At 57.6% G+C, this 24,912-nt stretch carries 19 protein-coding genes; 7 read left to right on the top strand and 12 right to left on the bottom strand.

The annotated features are described in order from the left end of the window. Positions 1-73: 73 nt before the first annotated feature. Entirely contained in the window at positions 74-1,744 is a 1,671-nt protein-coding gene (locus tag RBB77_RS03530) for a M1 family metallopeptidase (protein ID WP_353064800.1), read from the bottom strand. 42 nt (positions 1,745-1,786) lie between these two features. Beyond that, on the bottom strand, positions 1,787-2,419 hold the full coding sequence (locus tag RBB77_RS03525; RefSeq protein ID WP_353064799.1) for an FMN-binding negative transcriptional regulator: 633 nt from the start codon (positions 2,417-2,419) through the stop codon (positions 1,787-1,789). A gap of 135 nt (positions 2,420-2,554) precedes the next feature. Between RBB77_RS03525 and RBB77_RS03520 the strand changes: the two genes are divergently transcribed. Together RBB77_RS03520 and RBB77_RS03515 are read left to right on the top strand one after the other, a co-directional pair. Beyond that, on the top strand, positions 2,555-4,225 hold the full coding sequence (locus RBB77_RS03520; protein WP_353064798.1) for a DHA2 family efflux MFS transporter permease subunit: 1,671 nt from the start codon (positions 2,555-2,557) through the stop codon (positions 4,223-4,225). Between the two features lie 493 nt (positions 4,226-4,718). Next, positions 4,719-6,326 (top strand): outer membrane beta-barrel protein, encoded by a 1,608-nt coding sequence (locus RBB77_RS03515; protein ID WP_353064797.1) that lies wholly within the window; start codon positions 4,719-4,721, stop codon positions 6,324-6,326. Positions 6,327-6,403: 77 nt separating this feature from the next. On the opposite strand, the gene RBB77_RS03510 is transcribed toward RBB77_RS03515, so the two are convergent. From RBB77_RS03510 to RBB77_RS03485, 6 genes are all read right to left on the bottom strand, one after another. After that, positions 6,404-8,254 carry a glycoside hydrolase family 35 protein gene (locus RBB77_RS03510; protein ID WP_353064796.1) on the bottom strand — a complete coding sequence of 617 codons (1,851 nt, stop codon included), beginning with the start codon at positions 8,252-8,254 and terminating at the stop codon, positions 6,404-6,406. Between the two features lie 77 nt (positions 8,255-8,331). Further along, the gene (locus RBB77_RS03505) at positions 8,332-9,366 is read right to left on the bottom strand and encodes an aldo/keto reductase (protein WP_353064795.1); all 1,035 of its coding nucleotides are present in this window, start codon (positions 9,364-9,366) and stop codon (positions 8,332-8,334) included. Positions 9,367-9,453: 87 nt separating this feature from the next. Further along, positions 9,454-11,322 carry a beta-L-arabinofuranosidase domain-containing protein gene (locus RBB77_RS03500; RefSeq protein WP_353064794.1) on the bottom strand — a complete coding sequence of 623 codons (1,869 nt, stop codon included), beginning with the start codon at positions 11,320-11,322 and terminating at the stop codon, positions 9,454-9,456. Positions 11,323-11,387: 65 nt separating this feature from the next. Next, the gene (locus RBB77_RS03495) at positions 11,388-12,959 is read right to left on the bottom strand and encodes a hypothetical protein (RefSeq protein WP_353064793.1); all 1,572 of its coding nucleotides are present in this window, start codon (positions 12,957-12,959) and stop codon (positions 11,388-11,390) included. Between the two features lie 140 nt (positions 12,960-13,099). Next, complete coding sequence (locus tag RBB77_RS03490) at positions 13,100-15,169, bottom strand: ATP-dependent DNA ligase (protein ID WP_353064792.1); 2,070 nt, start codon at positions 15,167-15,169, stop codon at positions 13,100-13,102. A 25-nt stretch (positions 15,170-15,194) separates the two neighbouring features. Then, positions 15,195-16,088: an alpha/beta fold hydrolase gene (locus RBB77_RS03485; RefSeq protein ID WP_353064791.1), complete on the bottom strand. Its 894-nt coding sequence runs from the start codon at positions 16,086-16,088 to the stop codon at positions 15,195-15,197. A gap of 246 nt (positions 16,089-16,334) precedes the next feature. Here RBB77_RS03485 and prfA point away from each other — a divergent pair, with 246 nt between their 5' ends. The 5 genes from prfA to RBB77_RS03460 all read left to right on the top strand — a co-directional run bounded on the left by prfA (position 16,335) and on the right by RBB77_RS03460 (position 20,504). After that, the gene (gene prfA, locus RBB77_RS03480; protein WP_353064790.1) at positions 16,335-17,411 is read left to right on the top strand and encodes a peptide chain release factor 1; all 1,077 of its coding nucleotides are present in this window, start codon (positions 16,335-16,337) and stop codon (positions 17,409-17,411) included. A 91-nt stretch (positions 17,412-17,502) separates the two neighbouring features. After that, the gene (locus RBB77_RS03475) at positions 17,503-18,360 is read left to right on the top strand and encodes a VOC family protein (protein ID WP_353064789.1); all 858 of its coding nucleotides are present in this window, start codon (positions 17,503-17,505) and stop codon (positions 18,358-18,360) included. Positions 18,361-18,395: 35 nt separating this feature from the next. Further along, positions 18,396-19,211 (top strand): hypothetical protein, encoded by an 816-nt coding sequence (locus tag RBB77_RS03470; RefSeq protein WP_353064788.1) that lies wholly within the window; start codon positions 18,396-18,398, stop codon positions 19,209-19,211. Positions 19,212-19,219: 8 nt separating this feature from the next. Then, positions 19,220-20,107: a peptide chain release factor N(5)-glutamine methyltransferase gene (gene prmC / locus RBB77_RS03465; RefSeq protein ID WP_353064787.1), complete on the top strand. Its 888-nt coding sequence runs from the start codon at positions 19,220-19,222 to the stop codon at positions 20,105-20,107. Positions 20,108-20,153: 46 nt separating this feature from the next. Further along, positions 20,154-20,504, top strand: coding sequence for a DUF4440 domain-containing protein (locus RBB77_RS03460; RefSeq protein WP_353064786.1), 351 nt, complete (start codon positions 20,154-20,156; stop codon positions 20,502-20,504). Positions 20,505-20,512: 8 nt separating this feature from the next. Here the strand turns inward: RBB77_RS03460 and RBB77_RS03455 are convergent, their stop codons facing one another. The 4 genes from RBB77_RS03455 to RBB77_RS03440 form a co-directional block, all read right to left on the bottom strand. After that, complete coding sequence (locus RBB77_RS03455) at positions 20,513-21,733, bottom strand: molybdopterin-dependent oxidoreductase (protein ID WP_353064785.1); 1,221 nt, start codon at positions 21,731-21,733, stop codon at positions 20,513-20,515. Beyond that, on the bottom strand, positions 21,730-22,680 hold the full coding sequence (locus RBB77_RS03450) for a cytochrome b/b6 domain-containing protein (RefSeq protein ID WP_353064784.1): 951 nt from the start codon (positions 22,678-22,680) through the stop codon (positions 21,730-21,732). The genes RBB77_RS03455 and RBB77_RS03450 overlap by 4 nt, the downstream gene beginning before the upstream one ends. Positions 22,681-22,796: 116 nt before the next feature. Then, positions 22,797-23,186 carry a hypothetical protein gene (locus RBB77_RS03445; RefSeq protein WP_353064783.1) on the bottom strand — a complete coding sequence of 130 codons (390 nt, stop codon included), beginning with the start codon at positions 23,184-23,186 and terminating at the stop codon, positions 22,797-22,799. A gap of 1 nt (position 23,187) precedes the next feature. Beyond that, positions 23,188-24,912, bottom strand: coding sequence for an NAD(P)/FAD-dependent oxidoreductase (locus RBB77_RS03440; RefSeq protein ID WP_353064782.1), 1,725 nt, complete (start codon positions 24,910-24,912; stop codon positions 23,188-23,190).

Genomic DNA, 24,912 nt, shown 5'->3' with positions numbered 1-24,912 from the left:
ATCACTGAGGCAAATTGCCAACAGCGGAAGACTCGAAGTCTAGCACTGCAGCCTCCACTTGTTAAGTATGCGCTCACTGCTTGTCGACGTTGATGTAGTACAAGTCGGTCGCCACGTCGAACTGATCCTTCGTAAGCTCCGTCTTCATGGTCTCCCATTCCGTAGTTGGACGAATCGTCTCCCAATTCTCCTTTAAGCCTACGCGCAGCGGCATGGCAAAGTCTTTTTCATCAGCCCGCCAGCGATACTCAACGCTGCCAGCTGACTCGTCGAACTTCAGTTCAAGCGTAGGAATCGCTGTGTGCCGCAGATATTGATCGAAGACTGGGGTCAGGTTCATCCCTGTCTGCTGGTTGAAGTACTGCTCGACGTCCTCGGTCATGATGTTCTGATATTTGAAGTGTTGATAGAAGTCGTGGATCAGCGCAAACCAGCGGGTGTCGTCATTGACGATGTTGCGTAAAGTGTTGATGAAGAGAGCGCCCTTGAAGTACTGATCCTGCGGCGGCTCGGCGTTTGTGCCACGCGCGGTGATGATGGGCCGATCGTTTTTTACTTTTTTCTTCAGCGCGTTGACGTACTTTACCTCGTCTTCGTGGCCGTAGTTGTACTCGACGTAGAGACACTCGAGATAGGTCGTCCAACCCTCGTGAATCCACATGTCGGACTTGTCGGCGGCTGTAATCGCATTACCGAACCACTCGTGCCCACTCTCGTGAATGATGATGAAGTCAAAGCGTGGACTGATCCCGACGCCGGTCCAGTCGCGATCGAGATAGCCATTGTGGAAGTGATTGCCGTAGGCGACGGCACTCTGGTGCTCCATGCCGGCGTAGGGAACTTCGATGAGTTTGTAGCCGTCTTTTTTGAAGGGGTACTCGCCGAAGTAGTGGTAGTAGGCCTTCATCATGCCTGGAACCTGCGCAAACTGGCGCTTCGCTCCGTCGAGATCCTCAGGCAGAACGTAATAGTCGAGCGCAAGGTCGCCGAACTTGTCGTCGAAGTGAACGTAGTTGCCGATGTTCAACGCGACATCATAGTTATTGATGGGATAGTGCACCTTCCAATCCCAACGCGTGTACCCATCGCCGAGATCCTTCTTGCCCATGAACCTTCCATTTGAAACATCCATCAGGCCATTCGGAACGGCAACGCTGATCTCCATGCCCTCCTGTGGCTCGTCGCGCCATTGGTCTTTGTTAGGCCACCAGACGCTGGCCCCAGTCTCCTCGCAGGCGGTGTTGATCCACGGGTGTCCGGCAGTGTCCTGCTTGAAAGTGAAGCAGCCGAACCGGCCCGTCTCCATCGGGCTGCCCGAGTAATGAACTTTGATGGAGTAAGTATGAGCAGCCCGCAAAGTCTTCGGAAAATCGACGAAGAACGTGCCCCCGTCGCGCTCATACTTCAACGGATCTTTGCCCATCTCAACGCTGTCAATCTGGAGGGTAGGGAAGAGCTCGAGTTGGATGCGGGCGCCATCCGTCAGCATCTTGAAGCGGATCTCATTGCTGCCGTTGATGAGCTTCTTCTCGGGGTCGACGCGGAGATCGAGGTGGTAGAAGAGAAGATCATTATTTGCACGATACGGACCGTAAGATCCGCGTAAGAGATCAGCGTGGGTGGGCTCCTTGACCGCAGGGGGAGTGGTCGCGCTGGCAGCAGGTTTCTCCGTCTGGGCCAAGACGGGCGAGATAAAACTGAACAAAAACAGAATGTTGAGAGACCGACGCGCGTGCGAAGACATTGATTTAGCCTATCGCGATTCGCTTCGGAATTGCGTGGCAGGTCAATTTCTCTGATCCACGAGAGCTTTCATCGCCAGGCTCTCCGTCGTGTCCAATTCCGCCAGGCCTTTTGCAACTCCGGCGCGGTCCTGCTCCGAGCGGTTCTGACTCACCTTCCATTTGCCTTCGAGTCGCTCGATAACCATCTCGAGTCCGACGATGCCCTTAATCTGCGACGCGACATAATCCGCTGGAGCATCTTCGATCTTCCAAGGAGCCGGGAACTCGGCTTCGTGAATCGTCACAAGACTTTCGAGATGAGCCATGAGCCACGCGCTCTCTTCGATCACCTTGAGATGTCCGTAGGCGTGAACAACCGCATAGTTCCAGGTCGGCACCACTTTTCCGCTCTCTTGTTTTTCCGGATACCACGAGGGCGTGATGTAGTGCTGTGGGCCGGAGAAGATCGCAAGCGCCTCAACGTCCGGTGTGAAGTCGCGCCACTGCCGGTTCGCTCGCGAGAGATGGCACTTGAGACGTCCGAACTCCGTTCCATCCCGTTCGATCACCATGGGAATGTGAGACGCGAAGAGGCCAGTCGCGCCCATGGTGATGAAAGAGGCAAATGGCTGCTCTTCCATCAGTTTATGGATGACGGGAATGCGGGTCTCCTGATTTGCCCGTGGAATATACATAGCCGCTCCTCAAAAATAGCTCTGGCTAGAACCTATCACCACCCGGCGAGATGGTAAGTTCCCGCTGAATCCTGCAACTTTCGTATACAACTCTCTGAATCCCGGCCGATATCAATACAATCGAATAAACCACACATGGCAGCTACAGTAGTCGAACTCCCCGAGGCGCAGCTCTCTGAAGCGCATAAACCCGAGCACCATCCGACGGTCGACCAGCCGTGGCGGCCGCGAATCAATCCGTGGATCGTTGCCATGACGGTGACCCTGGCAACCTTTATGGAGGTGCTCGACTCCTCCATCGCCAATGTCGCCTTGCCGCACATTGCAGGCGGTCTGGGGGCTACGCAGGATGAGGCAACCTGGGTGCTGACCGCGTACCTGGTCGCCAACGCCATCATTCTTCCTGCCGGCGCCTACATGACGACCTTCATTGGGCGCAAGAAGTTTTACATGATCTGCGTCGCGCTGTTCGGCATCAGCTCCGCGCTCTGCGGCTTTGCTCCCTCGCTGCCGATTCTGATCTTCTGCCGCATCCTGCAGGGAGTAGGCGGCGGCGGCCTCGCACCTTCGGAGCAGGCGATTCTCGCCGACACCTTCCCACCGGAAAAACGAGGCCAGGCTTTTGCGATGTACGGTCTCGCCGTGGTCTGCGCGCCTGCTATCGGTCCCACACTCGGTGGTTACATTACGGATAACTTCGATTGGCGATGGATCTTCTTCCTCAACGTGCCCATCTGTCTGATCTCACTCTTCCTCACCTCGCGCATCGTCGAAGATCCGCCCTGGGTGAAGAAGCAGGTCGAACAGTCGCAGAAGGGTGGCATCAAACTCGACTTTCTCGGCTTCGGTCTGCTTGGCCTCACCTTTGGCTCGCTCGAGTTCATCCTCGACAAGGGCCAGGAGGACGACTGGTTTTCGTCAGGCCTCATCACGTTCTTTACCGTCGCAATGGTCGTTGCATTCGTATCGATGATCTGGTGGGAGCTCAAGCAGCTTCGCGACGGTCATCGCCCCATCCTGAATCTAACGCTCTTCAAACGCCGAAATTTTTCCATCAGCTTCCTGCTGATGTTCGTGCTCGGTTTTTCGCTCTACGGCACCACCATCCTGATCCCACAGTTTGTGCAGACGCTGCTCGGCTACACCGCCGAACTCGCCGGGCTAGTGCTTTCGCCCGCGGGCCTCATGATGATGTGCATGATGCCTGTTGTCGGCATTCTGGTCGGCAAGGTCGATCCACGCAAGCTGATCGGTTACGGCTTCGTCATGCTGACGCTCTCGTTAATCACGATGCATACGCTGAACCTCGGCGTGAGCTACGGGTACCTGGTCTTCGTGCGCTGCTTTCAGGCATCCGGCCTCGCCTTCCTGTTCATCCCGATCAACACTATCGCGTACATTGGCGTGAAGCAGTCCGAGAATAACGACGTGTCGGGACTGACGAATCTGGCGCGTAACATCGGTGGATCCGTTGGAACGGCATTCGTCGCAACCATGCTGACTCGCCGAACTGCGAATCATGAGACCCACATGGTCCGCAACCTGACCTCAGGGAATCAAGCCTTCATGAATCGGGTTGCAAAGCTCAAAGGCATGTTCGGTGGCCACACCAGCGGCAACCCCATGACCGGCACCGGCTCCCATACTGCGCAGGCCTATCTCTACAACGAGCTTCACCGTCAGGCGGCCATGCTCGCCTATCTCGACATCATCCAATACATGGCTGTCTTCTGTGCCTGCATGCTGCCGCTTCTCTTCTTCATCCCGCGCCCGCCAAAACACGCCAGCCCCTCCGCCGGCCACTAACGATTAACAAGATCAGTTGGCGCTGCATCGTAGTGAAAGCATCGGAGGCATAGCTCCGGATGCAACCACGTAGGCGGTACCTCAACGAGGCGCTGTCACCCTCCCTTTGATACCCGTTTGACATTCGACTTCCCCGGGACGCAATCTCTTTGCGTTATTGGAATCGGTGCATTTGCACCATGGAAGCACGCCGGAACTCCGGCTCGTCCCGGCAGTGATTCCCGGGTCATATAGACCAGGTTCACCCCTCAATCCGGCCCCTGCCTACGAATGCCTGGGCGCCATCCCCTCGATTCCGCCCAGCTCACGAGAGGAACGCATCCGGGCTGATGCACACTCTCGTATTCCCCCGTCTCAGCAGGCCTTTATGGATTCGTTATGACTTAATAACGAATTCATTACGGTCCGCTCTTTACGCTCTGGATATCAGAGTCCAGTGGCCCGGTAGGTTCCTTAAATTGGCCACTCCGGCTGTAAGGAATGGAGAGCAGCAGTGAAAAACAGAAAAATAGCACGTGGTCAGCGATTTTGTCTGACAGCGTTCAGCGTTGCGGCAGGGCTGACGCTTTTTGGAGGAAACCTTCAGGCTCAGGCACCAGGACCGAATCTACAGACAGCAGTAGAGAATACCCAGGTCACTCCAGATCATCAAACAGCTCAGGACCGGAAGATTCAACAACTGCAGGACCAGTTGGAGGAGATCCAGAAGCAGCTCATAGAGCTCAAGCAGGCCAACGCCATTGAGCCCGAGACTCATCACGTCACGACAGCCAAGGCTTCTGCCTCTTCTTCCGTCATGACAGAAGCAGAGCCGGAGGTCACCGATCCCAAAAACCCGCACTCGGAGCCGTTCGCCTTTGCCGACTTCACCTGGCTCACCGGCAACGCACGCACCAAGGACACTCCGTATGCGACCAAATTCTTTACCCCGGAGATACGATCGGATGTGAGCTACACCTACGACTTCCGCCATCCTCAGGACGACACCATCGTCGGATCGAGCGAAGTCTTCCGGTCCAATGAGGTGACACTCACGGACCTTGGAATCGGGGGCGATTTCCACTGGGACAATGTACGAGCCCGCGTTTTGACCCAGATCGGTCTTTACGCCACGGCTACGCCGCGCAACGATGCCAGCCCCGCGCGCGGCCAATGGGACCTTGCCGACGCCTATCGCTATGTAGGCGAAGCCAACGCCGGCTACCACTTCAACGTGCAACACGGCCTGAACGTAGATGCCGGCATCTTCCTCTCTTACATTGGCCTGTTTTCGTTTTACCAGTTCGATAACTGGGCCTATCAGCCGTCCTATGTGTCTTCAAACACGCCTTGGTTCTTCAACGGCGTGCGCGTGCAATGGTTTCCCACTGCCAAGCTGAAGATCGAACCCTGGTTCATCAACGGCTGGCAGTCCTACGGCCGCTTCAACAACCGGCCCGGACTGGGCGGATCGATCCTTTATCGGCCAAACGGAAATTGGTCGATCGTCGGCAACCAGTACGGCTTTGGAGAAGATGCGCTGGGCATAACGTCACGGACCCGCTACCACACCGACGATAGTGTTCAGTACAAGTACTATGAGCGGCACGATTCCTTCCTCAGCAAGGCAGCCGCAACTCTGACCGGCGATGCTGGTTGTGAGAGCGGCGGCGGCGTGAGCTGCTTTGGCAACGGGAAGACTGGGCCGAAGCAGAGCTTTCTCGGCTTCATGGCCTACAACCGCTTCTGGTTCGACCATGATCTTTTCGGCCTGACAGTTGGCGGAGGACGCATCAACAACCCCGGTCGTTACCTGGTCTTGCTGCCACCGATCAATGGAGCGACGGCGGCTTCGGGCACCCCTTATTTCACGGAGAATCCCGGTGATAAGTTCAAGGCGTGGGACACCTCGGTTACGGCAGACTACATGCCGAGCCAGTACTTCACCTATCGGCTTGAGTACAACCATCGCGCGGCGAACGTGCCTTACTTCGCGGGACCCGGAGGAGTAACGCCGCCGGGCGGAAATACCGGGGCGCTTGGATCCGTTGTCCCTGGCTGGAGTCCGGACCTTCGCAACAGCGAAAACCGAATAACAGGTGCCCTCTTGGTCAAGTTCTAACCGCCGCCACAACACGTCATGCAGTCTACGAGAGCCTTAGGCAACCCGCCTGAGGCTCTCATTCTTTCTGGACCGCCTCACTGCGCTACCGGTGACTTTTTCGACGGTGTTCCGAGCACCGGCTTATCTAACCCGCGTACAGCCGCGCCCATCTTACCCTGCAGGTCGAACACGATCACGTCATTGCTTCCCTTCACCATCCACGGGGCCGGAGCATAAAGCGTCTTCTGCGGACCAATATTCCAGATGCGGCCCAGAGCATGACCGTTGAGCCACAGCTGGCCCTTGGTAAAGTCGCTCGTATCGAGGAAAGTATCGCCCACGGTGGTGAGATCGAAGCTGGTGCGGTAGAAGCATGCACCCTCGCACGGCTCTTGCGAGAACTTCAGGCCGGTCATGTTGTTCATGGGCAACGGATAGATATCCCAACCTGTAAGCTCATTGCCTTTAAGCGTCACCTGCTTTGTGATACCGGCACGTTCGCCGCCGATAGCTTTACCGAAGTTGATGCGGCCCGTGTTCTCCACCAGAATATCGAGACGCGCATTGCTGCCCGTTGCAGGGATTGTAAGACGATCCTGCTTCAATCGCCGATCCAGCGTTCCGATCAATCTGCCATCCAGATAGACCTGTGCATAGCTGTGAAGTTCATCCACAACTAGCTCCCCCTGCGGCACTCCCTTCAACGTGGTGCGATACAGTATGTAGCCATAGGCCTGGTCAACATCCTCCATGCTCAAGGGATGTTCCGATCGAATTGGCGCAGGCAGATTCTTCCACAACGAAGCAGCCTCAATCACTTTCGCTTCCGGGGTTCCAACTGCCGGCGCGACATCAGGCACAGGCGGCGGAGTCACGCCCGTGGATTTTGCGATGATGTCGCGAAACACAAAGTACTTCGGTGTTGGCCGTCCACCCTCGTCAAGAGCGGCGTCGTAGTCGTAACTGGTGACATCCGGTTCATAAGTGCCAGCAACATCTCCGTTGGCTCCATTCATGCCTCCGAAGCTCGTGCCACCGTGGAACATATAAAAGCTCACAGAATAGCCATGAGCCAGCATCCATCGCAGATTATCCGCCTGCTTGTCGGCATGCGTCATTGCGTGGTCCGCACCCCAATGATCAAACCAACCAGCCCAATACTCACTGTTTATAGACGGCCCGTTAGGACGGACTTCTTTCAGCTTCGCAAACCCCCGCTCCGCCGCACCATCTTCCTCTCCACCAAAATTAATTCCGACAGGAAGCTCCGGCAGCGAGCCGTCTCTCACTTTATCCGGTCCGTCCGCGGTGTAGAGCTGCGACTGAGTGAATCCTGCATCAACCAGAAGCTTGTGAATCTGCTCCATGTAGGCACGGTCATTACCGAACGAGCCATATTCGTTCTCTACCTGCGTCAGAATGATCGGTCCACCATTGCCTATCTGCAACGGCGCGAGCTCCTTGCCCAGCCGCTCAATCCATCGCGCAGCGGGCACCATGAACTTCGGATCGCTGGTGCGAACCAAGGTCTCGTGATCCTTCAGCAGCCACGACGGATACCCGCCAAACTCCCACTCCGCGCACACGTACGGGCCCGGCCGAAGAATCACATAGAGACCTTCCTGCTGGGCCTCACGCACAAACTCGGCGACATCATTGTTCCCGGAAAAGTCGTATACACCCGGCTTCGGTTCATGCACGTTCCAGAAGACGTACGTGGTGATTGTGTTCAACCCCATCGCTTTGGCCATTCGGAATCGCTGACGCCAATAGGCTCGCGGAATTCGCGGATAGTGCATCTCTCCCGAGATGACTTGAAACGGTTTGCCATCAAGCGCAAAGTGGTCGCCTTCAACCGTGAATCGATGCGCCTTGGGAGCCTGGGCAAATCCACTAGCGCTAAGCAGAAGAACCGCCAACAACAAAACCGGAACTCGAAATCGCACTCAAACCTCACACCTGCAAAATGGGCTGAGGCCCGCAGGACTCCGCGGGCCTCGAAATCATCGCCAATTCTACGCGCTTATACCGGGAACGGATTTCGCTCACTGAACTGGACCTGGTGCCAGTAGGGGTAGGCCTTTGGCAACTCACTCGCCTTATCCAGTCTGGCAACCTGCTCCTTCGTAAGTTCCCAACCGATGGCCCCGAGGTTTTGCTTCAACTGCTCCTCGTTTCTCGCGCCAACAATCAAAGTCGAAACCGTAGGCCTACGCAGCAGCCAGTTCAGCGCGATCTGTGGGACCGTCTTGCCGGTCTCTTTCGCAATCTCATCGATAGCGTCTACAACTGTGTAGAGATATTCCTCCGGAACTTGCGGGCCCGCATCGTTTGACAGCTTGGAGTTCAATCGACTTTCCTTAGGCAGACCGGTGTTGCGACGGATCTTGCCAGTCAAACGTCCCCACCCAAGCGGCGACCACACCAGTGCGCCCACACCTTGATCGGCTGCCAGCGGCATCAACTCCCACTCGTAGTCGCGGCCCACCAGCGAGTAATACACCTGATGGCCAACATACCGAGACCAGCCATATCGCTCACTCACGCTCAACGACTTCATCAAGTGCCACCCTGAAAAGTTCGAACATGCGATGTAACGAATCTTTCCCTCACGCACCAGGTCGTCGAGAGCACGCAACGTCTCTTCCACCGGAGAGGTCGCGTCAAACGCATGCAAGTGATAGATATCGATATAGTCTGTGCCGAGTCGCTTCAACGAGCGTTCTGCCGACTGAATCAAATGGTAGCGCGACGAGCCGACATCGTTCGGCCCTTTGCCGAACCGAAAAGTCGCCTTAGTCGAGATCATCAAATCATCTCGATTGTGCTTTGCCAGCGCCTTACCGAGTGCCTTCTCGCTCTCCCCATCCGAATAAATGTCCGCGGTATCGAACAGATTCATCCCCGCATCCATACAGATATCGACGATCCGATTAGCTTCCTCCTGCGTCGTCTCCGACCACGCCTTAAAAAACTCGTTGGCAGCGCCGAACGTCCCTGCACCGAAGCAAAGCTCCGGCACCTTCAAACCCGATTTACCAAGCTGTCTGTATTCCATGGAAATCAGATGCAGCGGGCGATAGCTCCGCTGTAAATTTTTAGGCAGCTATTACTCCGCGTCGCGACCGATGTTGTATTTGATCAATCACCCAGATACTTGAATATAGGTCAGATAAGGCTCGCCCCCGACCGAAGTAAACGGCACCATCTTTACTGGCCCATTCGAACTTTGCAACGTCCACTCGTCGGTGCCTGCCTGTTGTATCTCCAGCACACACGCTTTGCTCGCAACCACCGGCTCCGAAGCGAGCGCAAACAACGCTCTCGGTCCAAACAGCACCCCGACCGTCTCGGGATGCGCCTCGTCCAACGCCTCGAACCGCGGTTTCATCGGCAGTTGCAGCTCGACCGTATCGCCGGTCCGCCACTTCCTTCGCACGGTGGCAAATCCCGCCACCACGGCCAACCTGACAGTCTTTCTATTCACCTCCAGCGAAGCCCCCGCCGCCCACGCAGGAATCCGCAGCTTCAGCGCGAACGAGACCGGGTGCGACGTCTTCATCCGCAGCCGCACCTCCGGCGTCTCAGGATACGTGCCCTCCAACTCCATCTCAACCTTTGTCTCGCCCTCATTCCACCGCAAAATAGAAGGCAGGTAAAGATTCACCCACACCGCGCCCGGCTCGTGAAAATACCCGTTGATCCAGTAGTCCGCGACAACCTGCGGCAGCGTTCCCGAACAACACGGCCACCCATGAGTCGAATAAACTCGTTTTCCTGCCGCTCCCAACGCTGCCTTGGCCGAGTCTGACGCAGCATTTGCTGGAGGACTTGAGTGATAGTCGGAATAGTAGAAAGCATGTCCATCCGGCTGCAGCGGCAAAGCTCCGAGGACAGTGTTGTACATTACCCGCTCCATGCTGTCGCCATAACGCCCATCGCGCGTGCAGCGCAGCAAATATCGCGTCAACTTCATATGGGCGTAACTGCCACACGGTGTTTCGAAGCTGTTGTGGCTTCGCGCGAGGCTCGTATAAACTGTGCCCGATCCCGGCGCCTGCAGCAGCTCATCCGGCCCCCATCCTCCGGTCACAAAACTCTGGGCAAGCAGCATGTCGAAGCCATTCTTCGCCGCCTGCAGATGCTTCTCGCTCCCCCCAACCATGTATGCCTGCATCGCCGAACACATCGCATTCACGTAGCTGTACGCGTGCTTGCCGCCGAGCACATTCTTCCCGCGGGCGAGCGGATCGAAATAGGTCGTGTCATCCAGATAACGCTCTGCCATCTCGCGATAGGCAGCACCCTCCGATCCCATTTGTGCCGATAGAAGATACAAATTTTCGGGCAGGGTATAGCTCTCGTCCCATGTCCAGGACGCATCCTTTCCCTCCCGCCAGACCACCTCTCGATCAACGGCATGCCCCGGCAACTCCGGCAGGGCGGCCTTTCGGGTACGTTCGAGGATCGCCAGAGCATCGCTGTCCCCCGCAAGCCTATGGGCATCCATGAGGCCGCACACAAGTTTGTCGAAGCAATAGGCTGGAAAGCGGTTGTTTGCGTAGTACTCCGTCGCAATCGTCTGCGCGTACAGACTGTTCAACCGCATAGCGCGTTCCCGCAGCTCCTGCTCGCCACTGATTGCATACATCCGAGACAGGGCTGAAACCCACTGCCCAAATGTCGCGCTTGGAGCGAGCCCCGCGTCATCCTTTGTGTAGTTGTAGTCCGCCCGATATTGGTACCATCCGCCAAGATCTTCGCCGGGCGCATCCTGCCCCACCATCTTTCGAAAGGGCAACAACAAACTGTCGTCGCTGAGCCCCATCAGCACTGTGCGCACGTTCTCCATTTGAGCGAGATGCAGCGGGCTTTTAAGCGTTACCTGTCCATAACCCACCTCTTCAAGCGGTCGCCCCACAATCGCTGCGAACCCCACCCGCTGCATTACTCCACCTGCGACTACAGTGGCCGCACCCTGCAAGAGGTCTCGTCTGTTTATCCCGGTGCTCACACCTGCATTCTCCGCCTATGGGGATAGCTCTGTCAGCACGCAATCGCATTAGAAGGCTGGAGGAGCTATCTTTTCGAGGTGGCGGAGAGAGTGCTCGTCGTCTGACGCTGGTTGATCTTGCACTCCACCGAACTGGGCGGATGCCGCCACCATATTTGAAAGTTACGTGTCACCTCTGTCAGGCACATAGAGCGGAGTTGGCTCTGGACCTCCGGATCGCGGTCGGTGAAGTACGGAACGTGCGCCGTATCCTCGACTACCACATCGGCATCTCGTATGTTGGCAAGTACTCGCTCATGGTCTGCAGGAAACATCTGCGTTTCCACCAGAAACCAGGTATCGGCGGAACGAAGGCGGGGGTAGTAGTGGTGCACTCCCGTCGCGTTCGACATCATGAGAACCTTCTGCGTGTCTGCAATCTTCAAAATATGCGCAAGCTGCGGAGCGTACTCCGGTTCGGCGTAAAGATTCGCAGTGAGCGCAGAGGGGTGGGTATTCCTCCATGCCCATACCGTCTGCCGAGCCTGCGCGGCCTGAGCACTCAATCCAATCAGGGTAAAAAGGATCAGAAGAGAACTCCGCCATCGCGGAGCGGGAACAAGCCACAACCCCAGAAGCATGCCGGCAGCAGTGATGGGATCGTAAATCGTATGCTGCCCATCCCCCCTGTAAGCGAAGACAGCAAAAAAGACCTGCACAACCGCACAGATGATCACGGCTCCATATTTGGGGTCCACTCTCCGGTTGCGGATCATCGCCATCAACGCAAAAACTGCCAGAATCACCAGACCAACTGTACTGAGCATCCACCAAGTCGCCGGCGTTACAACGTAGTACCCCACGTAGTACAGCGAGCTGTGGCCACGAGGATGCAGAAAGGTGATCAGGTCATCGTAGTCAAACTTCCCCCCGCCATAGTAGAACTTCGTCCCGAGGAGCGGGAGGGCAGTCGCGAGAACTGATCTGACCCCAAAAAATAGACTCAAGCCGACTGCGAGCAAAACATAAGTCAGTACGCCAGGAGCGAGCTTTCGGGCCAGCATCGAGATCGACCGCTCACTGTTGATCCACCACTCTGCCCCTACGTAGATCGCCAATAGCCCGGTCAGAAGCAACGGCAGTGACGGAACACAGAACGTGCCAATCACCGCTACAGCCAGAGCAATGTCCGCACGTCCCTCCACTAGAAAGAGCAGTGCAAACAACATCGAGAGCTGGACGAGCGAATAGGGGAGATTCGGGTTGACTATCAAAAGAACAGGACTGATCGCGATGACGGCCACGATAGACAGCCATCGATTGGAGACGCACCAGACAAGACGAGCCCAGAACATTGCCATCAGGATCAGCACAGCGATGGTGCAACCAATCAGCGGCCAATAGCCGCCTCCGAATATGACAAACAGAACATGCTGGAGAAAGACCGGAATCAGCCCGTACTGATAAAACGTGTCAACTCCCAGGCGAAGGTGTTGATCCAGCAGGTAGTCGAGATTGAGAAAGTTGCTTCTGTCAGCAAAGACAAAAAGATAGTAAGAAAAAAAGATCGGCCACGACAGAAGATCGAGCGCGATGAAGCTGGCTAGTATGAGCAAAAACCCGGTACTCTTGCGCGGTGCGTGGCCCAGTTCGATCATCTTTCCCTCGACAAGAAAAGATTGAACGCACTCTAGCAGGGTGCATCATGCAAGATCAACCAGTAAATACGAAGACTCGCAGCAGTGGGTCGCGAGGACTGAAAAATATAGCTCCTGTCTGTTCGTCTACCACTTTCGAGTTACTCCTCCGGCTTATCCACCTGCGACTGATACACCTCTTCCACCCGTTCGACCGTATCGATTTCGCTTACCGGTTTGTCCGTCCTGATCTTCAAAATCCGTGGAAAGCGCAGCGCAAAGCCGCTCGCATGACGCCCGCTGCGCATGATGTTGTTGAACGCAACCTCCAGCACCATTAGCGGTTCGACCGTCCGAAAGAACCCCTGGTCTTCGAGCGTGTGCTCCATCATCCACGTGCTCATCTCGCCGATCTCGATATCGGTCAAACCCGAGTAGGCCTTACCCACATTGAACAACTCGCCGTTATCTCCGCGCACCGCAAACGTATAGTCACTCAGGATCCCCGCGCGCCTGCCATGTCCAAACTCCGCTCCCGTCACCACAACGTCAAGCGTCGCCAACTCACGCTTCAACTTCACCCACGCAAGACCGCGCCGTCCAGGCTGATAGACCGACCCCGCCGCCTTCAACATCACACCCTCGTTGGCCCGCGCCCGCGCATCGGCATAGGCACGATCGATGTCCTCGGCCGACTCTACCAGCCGCGAAGGCGAGATCATCAGCCTCTCCATGCTTGGGCCCTCTTCGCCTGCAAACAATACTGCCTGCGAATCCCGTGCTCGCTCGTCCACCAACAGCGGTGACACCACCCGCCCCACCAGACTCTCCACCGCCGCCTCCAACCGAGTGCGCCGTTCCCGCAGCGGCAACTCCAACAGCAATCCTCCGCTGGCGCACATCAGGTCGAACGCCATGAACACAACCGGAACCTGCTGACGCCATTCGTTCGAGACGCGCTTCCGCCCGATCCTCTGTCCCAGTACCGCGAACGGCAGCGCGCGCCCTTGTTCAAAGTCCCAACCCAGAATTTCACCGTCAAAGATCAACGAATTCTCAACTTCGCCTGCCCCTGGCCGAATCCGGGCAAAAGCCTCTTCCAACTCAGGAAAGCTCTCTGTCACGTCCTCCTTATTTCGTGAGTAGATCGCCACCCGCCCTGGCTGCGCCGCATCTCCGCAGTGCACCTGTGCTCGCATTCCGTCGTACTTGTCCTCTAGAAATGCCTCGACCCCTTTCACCTCCAGGGCATTTGATATCGGCCCGTGAGACTCCATGGCGGGATCTCTCGCAATCACATCTGCGTGCCCAGCATCGGCAAACTCTTCGGCATCGAGGTCGAGTTTTTGCGGCCCAACAACCTCACCCACCACGTCACCGTCAGCCTCCACAGCAACCGAAACTTCAGCCTCGCGATCAGGATCGAGCTTCATCGCTCGACGCAGCGCCTCCTCGGCCTTCTTACTCTTGCCCGGTTTCTTGATCTTCGCCGCTGGCACCTTCACCGGTTTTTCCGTAAACCGTTCCACAGCCTCCTTCGGAGTCTCTACCGGCGATGCCAGCATGAATCCGAGTGGATGAAACAGCCGCATCCTCGCCTCACTCAATGTCCCGGCGAAAGCTCGCTGCGTTGCGCCACCTAGATCCGCCTCCAACATCACCGCCCGTCGCACAGTCTCCACCGTAGCGCCAGCCGCCGCAGCGATCGCCTCTTCCACAAGGCTCTGCTTCACTCCAATCCTCATATCCCCAAGCATCAGCTTCAGCAGATACTTGGCCTCAAGCGGGGTCGCGCGCCGCAACAGGCCCTCGACCAACGCAGCTCGAATCGCCGTCGTCTTCGCCACCGCCATCCCTGCAAACGCCTCCGACACCTCGGCCAATGTCAGCTTCGGCGTCTTTTCGCCATTCGCCTCAATCAGCAGATCGAAGGCCGCCGCGCCCATATCTCCATGCCGTCTGTAGGCCACCGCCAGGGCCTGATCTCTGGCCCCACTCACCGCCAACAAAGCCTTCGACAACAACGCTCCACCTGCATTCAGCTTCCGCGAATCCGCTTCCGCGAACGGAGTACCTGCAACATAGAGCGCAAAAAGCCCAGCATCTTCGCTCTGCGGCGCAGTTACATGTACTGCAGAGATGGCTTCCGCGATCGCCGCACGCTTCTTCAGCTTTCCGGCCTCCTTCGCCAAGCCCTCCGCCAACTCAGCGAGCGTTGCAAACAGCGCCATAGATCCACTCCTCACACGGCCGTCTTTACCGCGATCCTTTATCCCGCAGATGATTCACAATCACATCCGCCACAATACCGGGCGCCTCTCGATGAGGAAAATGGCCCACACCCTCCAGCAATAAACGACGATAGCCACCCGCGAAATATCGTTCCAGCCCCTCCGATTCGGTCGGAGGATCGCAACGATCATCCATCCCCTGGATCATCAGGGTCGGTGTCGATATCAGCTCCACTTTTTCCAGCCTTTGTTGACCATCCTCATACCGCGAGTCCCGCGCCTCACCGTCCCGCCAACGCGAGCGGTAGGCATTCAACGTAGTCGAGACCCAGTCGGGATTCGAAAAGCTCTCAGCAGTCCTCGCGAACTCGTCTTCATCAAACCAATCGGCCGGACTCCACGTCTCCCACTGGATTCGCGCAAAACCAGCCGGATCGGCCCGCACCTTTTCCGCTCCACCGTCCACACACATAAACCACTGGTACCAAAACTTTCTTGCCTGCTCGAAGGAGGGTACCTCGAAGCGGCCTCCTGGCTGATACCCCAGCGCAAGGGCAGACACTGTCGAAATCCGATCCGGAAAAAGCGCGGCCAATGTGTACGCCGCCCTGGCACCCCAGTCATGGCCGACGACGGCAAACTGGCCAAGCCCCAGCGCATCGGCCAGATCGATCGCATCCTGTGCGAGCGCAACGCCAGAACCAACTCTCGGCGTCTCCTTGGACAAAAATCTCGTCGGACCCGAGCCTCGCAGATAGGGAATGACCGTCCGCCAACCCTCCGCCTGCAGCCTCGATGCGATGGAATCCCACCCGCAAGGTGCATCAGGCCACCCGTGCAGAATGACCACCGCTGGTCCGTCTTTTGGACCACCCTCCTCGAAGGCGATCTCCAACAACTCAGTCTGAATCTTCCTCATCACCCCTCACTGTCCAGTTCCCGTTTGGAATCAACTGACTCCCTGCCCAATAAAGATGCCAAAAAGACGCTAGCTGCACCTTGGGCGCAAGGAGTAACATCTAAATAGACATGAACGCAGCCGCAAATCCGGTGTTTATCCCCCGCGTGACCGAGTCTCCCGACCGTCACGACTTTGCCTAGCTGCGCCTTCCTCTAGCTTTCACTCGACTAATCCCCCAATCATCTTTCACCCAATGGAGTAGCTATGTTCGACCGCCTCGACCAACTCGAAGCCCGTTACGAAGATCTCGGCAAGCAGATGTCCGACCCCACTCTGGTCAACGATCAGAAGAAGTTTCAGGCCATCGCGAAGCAGCACCGCGACATGGAGCCCACTGTCGAAAAGTTCCGCGAGTACCGCAAGATCAAGGACGGCATCGCCGAAGCCAAAGCCATGCTCACCGATCCTGATCCCGACGTAAAAGAGATGGCTCAGGCTGAGCTCGACACTCTCGAACCGCGTCTCGAGCCCGTGGAAGAACAGCTCAAGGTTCTCCTCCTCCCGAAGGATCCTAACGACGAAAAGAACGTCATCCTCGAACTCCGCGCAGGCACCGGAGGAGACGAAGCCGCGCTCTTCGTCGCCGAAGTCTTCCGCATGTACATGCGCTTTGCCGAACAGCACAGGTGGAAGGTAGAAATCCTCTCTCAAACCGAGTCCGGCATCGGCCACGGCCTCAAGGACATCACCGCCATCATCGAAGGCGAGAACGTCTACTCGCAGCTCAAGTACGAGTCCGGCGTCCACCGCGTGCAACGAGTCCCGGCGACCGAAACCCAGGGCCGCGTCCACACCTCCGCCATCACCGTAGCCGTCCTGCCCGAAGCCGAAGAAGTTGACATCAAGATCGAAGCGAAGGACTTGCGCATCGACACCTTTTGCTCCTCAGGACCTGGCGGCCAGTCCGTCAACACGACGTACTCGGCTGTCCGCATCACGCACATCCCAACCAACACCGTTGTCAGCTGCCAGGACGAAAAGTCGCAGATCAAAAACCGCGAGAAGGGGATGCGCGTCCTCCGTGCTCGCCTCTACGAAGTGGAAGCCGAGCGCATCCACCAGCTCCAGGCCAAGGATCGCAAACAGCAGATCGGCTCCGGAGACCGCAGCGAGAAGATCCGCACCTACAACTTCCCGCAGAACCGCCTCACCGATCACCGCATCGGCCTCACCAACCATCAGCTCGCCATGGTGATGGAGGGTCAGATCCAACCGACGATCGACGCACTCATCGCGCACTACACCGCAGAAAAACTAAAGGCCGAAGCAGAAGCCGCCTGACCTGCTAACGCAAACAACGACGAGAAAGCTGACCTGGTTCCTCACGCAACACAACGAGAATCCAGGCCAGCCTCTCCAAAAGGAACGACCTATGATCAGGCAACACCGGAGCGGATCTCGCTCTGCCCGTCCCGCGACATGCCTCGTCATACTTGCTCTCGCTTCAATCTTCCTCGCGCCCCTGCTTCACGCGCAGCCTGACACCAAAACCCCACCCTTCAACGGCATCGCCCACGTAGCCCTTCGCGTCCACGATCTCGCCGCCTCCGTCGCTTTCTACGAGAAGCTCGGCTTCGAACAAGCCTTCGACCTCCGCAAGGACAACATCCCCTACGAGTCCTTCATCAAGATCAACGACACCCAGTTCATCGAGCTCCACGCCGCCACACCCGCCGACACCACCGTGGGCTTCCTGAGTCTTTGCTTCGAAGGTGCCGACCTTCAGGCCATTTACAACGACTACCTTGGTCATGGCCTCACCCCAACCGACATCCGCAAAACCGCAGCCGGCAATCTCCGCTTCATCCTGGGTGGTCCCACTCAAACCTTCGGCCCGCAGCTCATCGAGTACACCCAATATCTTCCCGGCTCCCTTCATACCGAAGACGAAGGCAAGCACCTCGGCCCCGACCGCATCGCCGAAAAACTCGTCGCCGTCTCCCTTCCCATGGCCGACCCCACCTCCGCCCGCGACTTCTACATAAACCAGCTCAACTTCAAGCCCATCGCCAACGATCCCATGTCCATGCACATGCCCGGCGAAAGCGGCCAGGAAGTCGAAATCCTACCTGCCACTGCCGGCACCCACACCCGCATCACCCTTGAATCGAGCAACCTCGGCAAAGCCGCACGCCACCTCCACAAGGAGGGCATCTTCGCCGTCAAGAACGGAGCAACCCTCACCATCATCGACCCCGACGGTAACGTCCTCCTCCTCGAAACTCGCTAGCGAACCATCTGCCCTCTGCTACCGTAAAGTCACGCATGCGCCTCTCTTCAGCCTTCGCACGCACATCTCCAGCTTGCCTCATCGGCTGCTTCGCCACGGCTCTGGCCCAGCAGCCCACCCCCGCGCTGGACCAAATTCTCTCCCGCGTCGAAGCCAACACCGACCAATACAAAGCCACTGTCCCAAGCTTCCTATGCGACGAGCGCATCACCTCGCAAGAACTCCGCGACGGAAAGCTCAAGCACGAGATCACCATCGACGCCCTCTTCCGTGTCACCCGATCCGGCTCTCCGAGCGACGCCCTCGAAGAATCCCGCGAGGTCAGAGCGATCAACGGCGAGCCATCCAGCGCTAAAAAGTTGAACATGCCAATCTCGTTCAGCGGAGGCTTCAGCGGCGCACTTGCCAAGTTCCTCTCCGCCGAACGCCGCCAGTGCTTCGACTATCAGCCTGATCAATCCGCCTCTGTGTCTCCCGGCACCGAAGCCTTCACCTTCACCGCTCGCGAAGACGCCGCAAAACAGCCCGCCTGCTCTACCATCCAGCCAGGCACTACAGGAAAGTTCGTCATCGATTCCGCCACAATACAGGTCACCCACATCGAGCGCACCGTCCCGAATCCCATCGGTCGAGATCAATCGGTCCTCGGCACAGCCACTGTCGACTTCACCCCCGTCAACCTCAACGGCAAATCCTTCTGGCTGCCCTCCACCGTCACCGCCTTCACCACAGAAACCCCAAAGACAAGCGCCTTCCGCTTCACCGCGAAGTACAGCAACTATCATCGCTTCTCCGCCAGCTCAACCATCCTCCCCACCACTTCCGACTCCAACCAGCCGCAGCCAAGGTAGCCGCCAGCATGACCCTCCGCCAGGCCATCACTAACGCCGCTGCAGAGCTGGCCGCCAACCCACATCTCAGCGAACACGCCCACCGCGACGCCGAACTCCTCCTGCTCCACACCCTCCAGATTCCCCGCGTCACGCTCATCGCCCATCCCGACCGCGACCTCTCTCCCGATCAACGCTCCCTTTATCAAGCCGCAATCAGCCGACGCCTCCAACTCGAGCCCATCCAATACATCGCCGGCGAGCAGGAGTTCTACGGCCTCCGCCTGCACGTCTCACCCGCCGTCCTCATCCCCCGCCCCGAAACCGAGCATCTGGTCGAAGCCGTCCTCGCTCTGCTCCCCGCCAACGAGCCTCTAAAGCTAGCCGACATCGGCACCGGCTCCGGCGCCATCGCCATCGCACTCGCCGTCCATCTTCCCTTCGCCCATATCACCGCTCTCGACATCTCTCCTAAGGCCCTCGCCATCGCCACAAGCAACGCCCGCGAACACAACGTAGGCGACCGCATCGACTTCCTCGAATCCGACCTGCTCGCCGCGGTCGACCACCCGACAGAGATCTTCGATGCGATCGTCAGTAACCCACCGTACATTCCCGAGTCCGATCGCCCCACCCTCCACCCGCAGGTTCGCGAACACGAGCCTTCCACCGCACTCTTCGCCGGTGAAACCGGCCTGGACATATACCGCCGCCTCATCCCACAGGCAAAGAGCGCACTCAAACCCAACGGCCTCCTGGCCCTCGAAATCGGCCACGGCCAACGCGACTCCCTAACCAACCTGCTCACCGGCTGGAACGACATCTCCTTCGTCAACGATCTCCAGCAGATCCCACGCGTCGCCTTGGCGCGCAAACCCAACTATTTCAACCCGGAACCCAAAAATCTGTCACAATGAAACACCTCTACTCTGCCGTCCGTCCAACAGTTGGAGCCTCAGTTCCATGAAAAAGACCGAACTTCAAGACCACCTCTACGCTCTCGAAGAGCGTCTTCTTCACCCGGACCGTGAAGCTGACCGTACCGCCCTTATCCCGCTCTTCGCCGACGAGTACAGAGAGTTCTGCACCTCCGGCCGCGTCTTCAACCGCCAGCAGACCATCGACGTCCTGCTCTCCAGCGGCCCGCGCCACGCCACCATCCACCACTTCTACATCGCGCAACCCGCAGAGACAGTCGTCCTCGCCACCTATCGCGCCACCACGTCCGTAGCCGTCTCCCACCGATCCTCCCTGTGGACCTTCCGCGACAACCGCTGGCAGCTCCTCTTTCACCAGGGCACCATCGCCAGCTAAGAGCCCAATCAAAGCCCCGCGTACCAGTCGTACCCCAGCTTCGTCCAGTAGTCATCAGGCAGCCTGTCCGTATACGCGATCAGCCCAATCCGCTTGATCTGTTTGTAACCGTACTTGATCGGCATATGGAGCCGCATCGGCGCGCCATGCCACTGCGCCAGCGCGCGTCCCCCCATCTCAGTCGCCAGTAAACTCTGCGGATGCATACAAGCCTGCAGGCTGAACCCGCAGTAGTAATCTCCATCCGGCGTCTCCATATAGACATACTTCGGCAACGACCCATCGGCCTTCCTCGCCGGTGGAAACTTCGCAATCAAATCCGCCAGCCGATACCCGCCCCAGTGCACCACCTGGCTCCACCCCTCAATGCACTTAAACTCCGTCACCAGTTCGTGATGCGGCAGACTCGTCACCTCGTCCATCTTCAGCAGCAGTCCCGGAGTGCCGGGCATGAGAGTACTGCGCGACATCCCCGCCTCCTCCTGCCCACGGGGACGCCTCTTCATCTTTTCCATCACAGCCACAAGCTCCGGCGAAACCTTCTGCGCCTCGCCGTTTGCGCTACTACCCACCATCGTGCTCGCCGGCCCTCCCTTCATCATCGGCCCCAGCCCCGCACCCGCATCCCCATTGGGATCAGCCTTACTATCCGTCTCGCTCTTCGGTCGAACCTTCGTATCGTGCTCCACCGGCCCAACCTCTTTCACCCGATACTGATACTCCCAGGCTGTCACGTCGTCGACATATTGAGGAAGCCGCCCAGCGTTCTCCACTCCCACCATCTGCAGCCGATAGCTCTCCGGCACCAGGTCCATCTTCAACCCATAGTTCCCATTCGCCCGCAGCTCCATCGACTTCGCCACCGGATACGTCGGCGCCAACCCGCGCTCATCAAAGATCGCTCGCGACACCTTCGCGTTGACTCGCAGCATGTGCCGCAACGGCTCCGGGAGCCGCATATTCATCGGACTACGATCAAGCCATCGATAAAACCCATACCCTCCAGCAGCCGCCGCAGCCGCAACCAGAAAACTCCGCCGCGTCCTCTGTCCCGACTGCGCTCGCACCGCAGCATTCATCGCCTCTACATCGACTGCGCGCGAATCTCTCCGCTCCCGTTCTCCATCGCGCTCCCAATCGCGATCAAGATCGTCGTCCCGATCTTTTTTCTCTTTCTCCCACTTCCGCCGCTGCTCCTGCTCCTCTCGTTCCTCTCGTCCATCGCTCATCCTGTCCTCCCTTCTTCTTCAAACGAAGCCTTCGCCGCCGGCACAATCTCATATCCACTCACCATCGAGCGAAAGTTATTCCACCCCGCAAGAATCACCTGCCCGACATGCACCACAAAGAACGCACAGAAGCCCATCGTCAACCAGAAGTGCTCCCACCGCGCCATCTCATAACCGCCCAGCAGCGACGTAATCCAGTGCACCTGCGTCGGCTTGTAGATCGAAAGTCCCGTCACCAGCGACCCCAGCCCCATCAAAATCACCGACGTATAAGCGATCTTCTGCGCCCCGTTGTACTTCTTCTGCGGAGGCAGTCCCTTGCGAAGATGCAAATCCACCAGCGTCACCTGAATCGCATCCCGAAACGATTTACGCTCCGGCACCAGCACCCGCCACTCCCCCGAGATCAGCAGATACGACACATACAAAATCCCGTTGATCGCAAAGATCCACATAAAGAAGAAGTGATACCCCAGCCCCTCGGTCACGCGATATGGCGCATTGATCAGCTTCCAGAACCACGGCTGAAACAGCCGCATCACCGTCAGCGACCCCACCCCCACCCGATACACCGCATGCGGATGCTGATACGCATTATCCGAGTCGTTCCAATAGATCAGCAGCCCACTCCAGATCATCGTGAACAGCACCGGAAAATTCACCCAGTGCATCCATCGAATCGCCAGCGGATGTTTCTTCTCCAACCGGATCGTCGCCACCACAGGCTCGATGAACTCAACATGAGCTGCGACAATCGGGCTCTCCGGAGCGGGCAAAGCTGCTGCTTCCGGAGCCGTTACAGACACAGCAGCCGTAACGGACGCATCCGCCATACTGCCAGCCACGGGGGTTGAAGCTGGAATCACTTCAACGATCTCTGGCTCGGGCTCAGCTGTCGGTCTGATAGCCTCGACAAAGTCTCCTTTGTCTACCGGTTTCTCAGGCATTTGAGCTCCCATCCCGCACCCACGCGCGCGACGATCTATAACGCAGATTCATCCGCATTGTTAGAGTCTCTTTGCTGGTGAAGGTTACGCTCTATTCCCCAGTCCCGTCGAAATACTTACCTCAACTTCACCCGCACATCCGCGCCCGTCTCATCCACAAACGTAACTTCCTTTGCGCTCATCACCGCCCGCGCCCCGGCCCCACGTCCATCCAACGGAAAGACCGCCGCATGATCAGCATCAGTCCAGCATGCCAACCCCTGCACGCAGCCAAGAATCTGCGGCACACCCGGCACCCCACTCCACCCCTGAACCAGGTATCGCCGCTCCGTCCCCGGCTCCTCCACCAGCACGTCGTTCGAGAAGTTAATAAACAGCCGCGCACCATCTACCGCGACACCGTTTCGCTCCATCTTCCCCAGCGGATCTCGCAGAAAGATCCTCTGCCGGAACACACCCACAAAGATCACCAGCAGCAGCGTTCCCACAACCAGAATCTTGCTCAATCTATTTCTCCTCGTGATACTCCTGCTCCGTGTTGATCCCCCACAGAGCAGCCTTATCTACATATCCGGCCACGATACCATCCACCGCCGTCATCGCAGTCAACATACTGTGATCCTGGTTGTTGTACTTATGCATTCCATTTCTCCCCACCAAAAACAGATTCTCAAATCCATCCGTAAACTCCCGCAACTCCTCGAATCGGTCATATGTGCCGAAGTAAGCCGGATAGGTCTTCGGCACTCGCACCACATGCCCATCCGAAACATCCTCCGCATTCAGAATCCCGATCTTCGCGACCTCCGCAATCGCGAACTTCTTCAGCTCTTCATCCGGCATCTTCCACAGCTCGTCCGTGTCATAACAGAAATACTCCAGCCCAATCCAAACCTTCGTCGGGTCAGCCACCAGGTACGGACTCCAGTTATTAAATATTTGTAACCGTCCCAGTACCACATCGGGTTCCTGCACATAGATCCAAGTATCTTTCAGCAGTCCGCCATCCGGTTCCTTCACCTTCAACCGATCCACCAGCAGCCCCACCGTAATAAAGTCCCGATACTGCAGCCCCGCGCTCACCTCCCGCACGTTCTCCGGCACCGGAGCGTCCAACGCCTCCACCAGCTCCCGCATCGGCATCGTCGAGAAGAAATAATCTCCCGCAAACGTCTGCCGCTCTCCGCTCGCATTCACCGCATCAAGCGACACCACCCGCCTCACGCCGCCTTCCATCGAGCAGTGAACCCGATCAACCTTCCACCCCATGTGAATCTCGCCGCTCCCCTCGCGAATAAGATCCGCCACATGCTCCCAAAGCTGCCCCGGCCCAAACTTCGGATACATAAAGCGTTCGATCAGGCTCGTATCGGTACCCTTCTGCGCCAGATCCCCACCCTTCGTCTTACTGCGGAACGTCTTCTTCAAAAAGTGTTTCACCGCGGTCGTAAGGCTCAATCCCTTGATCCGCTGCGCGCCCCACTCCGCCGAAATCTCGTCACAAGGCGTCCCCCAAACCTTCTCCGTGTAACTCTTGAAGAACGTCAGATAAAGCTGCCGCCCAAACCGGTTGATTAAGAAATCTTCCAGACTCTTCTCGGGCGCAATCTGGCTCGCCTGCGATTTCATGTAACTCATGCCAACGCGAAACGTCCTCACCAAACCAAGATTCTTCAACGTCGTCGCGGTCAGCGTAATCGGATAATCAAAAAACTTCCGCAGATAATAGATCCTGCTCTTGCGTGGACGAATCAGCATCACAAGATCACTATCCACCGGTTCGTGCGTCACCACCGCCGCAGCTACTGCCTCCTCCGCATCCGATGTCTCGTCTTCAGCATCCTGCTCATCAACGTGATGCAGAATCGGCCCTGCCCCGCGCAACACCGGCTCCTCCTTCAGATGTGCCGGCACCACCACCACCCTCTTCTTCCCCTGATAACTGATCTCCGGCGGCGCAGCAGTCGGCCCCCCGCTCCCAGTGCCCTCTCCCTCTACGCCCTCCGGCGGCATCAGGTCGACCCACCACTGCATCACACGATCGCTCTTGGAAAAAAACCGATGACCGCCGATATCCATCCGGTTGCCTTTGTATTTAATCGTGCGCGAGATCCCCCCGATCTCTTCGCTCGCCTCCAAAATAATGGGCTTCACATCCGACCGTCTCAACAGCTCCAGGCCCGCAGTCAGCCCAGCTGGTCCTGCACCGATAATCACTGCTCTCCGCGACAT

Source organism: Tunturibacter psychrotolerans, assembly GCF_040359615.1.
GTDB lineage: Bacteria > Acidobacteriota > Terriglobia > Terriglobales > Acidobacteriaceae > Edaphobacter > Edaphobacter psychrotolerans.
This window is presented reverse-complemented; position numbering and strand designations above follow the sequence as displayed.

Coding starts and splice junctions, on each gene's coding strand:
- RBB77_RS03530 (WP_353064800.1), bottom strand. CDS start 1,744: ATGTCTTCGCACGCGCGTCGGTCTCTCAACATTCTGTTTTTGTTCAGT.
- RBB77_RS03525 (WP_353064799.1), bottom strand. CDS start 2,419: ATGTATATTCCACGGGCAAATCAGGAGACCCGCATTCCCGTCATCCAT.
- RBB77_RS03520 (WP_353064798.1), top strand. CDS start 2,555: ATGGCAGCTACAGTAGTCGAACTCCCCGAGGCGCAGCTCTCTGAAGCG.
- RBB77_RS03505 (WP_353064795.1), bottom strand. CDS start 9,366: ATGGAATACAGACAGCTTGGTAAATCGGGTTTGAAGGTGCCGGAGCTT.
- RBB77_RS03495 (WP_353064793.1), bottom strand. CDS start 12,959: ATGATCGAACTGGGCCACGCACCGCGCAAGAGTACCGGGTTTTTGCTC.
- RBB77_RS03490 (WP_353064792.1), bottom strand. CDS start 15,169: ATGGCGCTGTTTGCAACGCTCGCTGAGTTGGCGGAGGGCTTGGCGAAG.
- RBB77_RS03485 (WP_353064791.1), bottom strand. CDS start 16,088: ATGAGGAAGATTCAGACTGAGTTGTTGGAGATCGCCTTCGAGGAGGGT.
- prfA (WP_353064790.1), top strand. CDS start 16,335: ATGTTCGACCGCCTCGACCAACTCGAAGCCCGTTACGAAGATCTCGGC.
- RBB77_RS03475 (WP_353064789.1), top strand. CDS start 17,503: ATGATCAGGCAACACCGGAGCGGATCTCGCTCTGCCCGTCCCGCGACA.
- RBB77_RS03470 (WP_353064788.1), top strand. CDS start 18,396: ATGCGCCTCTCTTCAGCCTTCGCACGCACATCTCCAGCTTGCCTCATC.
- prmC (WP_353064787.1), top strand. CDS start 19,220: ATGACCCTCCGCCAGGCCATCACTAACGCCGCTGCAGAGCTGGCCGCC.
- RBB77_RS03460 (WP_353064786.1), top strand. CDS start 20,154: ATGAAAAAGACCGAACTTCAAGACCACCTCTACGCTCTCGAAGAGCGT.
- RBB77_RS03455 (WP_353064785.1), bottom strand. CDS start 21,733: ATGAGCGATGGACGAGAGGAACGAGAGGAGCAGGAGCAGCGGCGGAAG.
- RBB77_RS03450 (WP_353064784.1), bottom strand. CDS start 22,680: ATGCCTGAGAAACCGGTAGACAAAGGAGACTTTGTCGAGGCTATCAGA.
- RBB77_RS03440 (WP_353064782.1), bottom strand. CDS start 24,912: ATGTCGCGGAGAGCAGTGATTATCGGTGCAGGACCAGCTGGGCTGACT.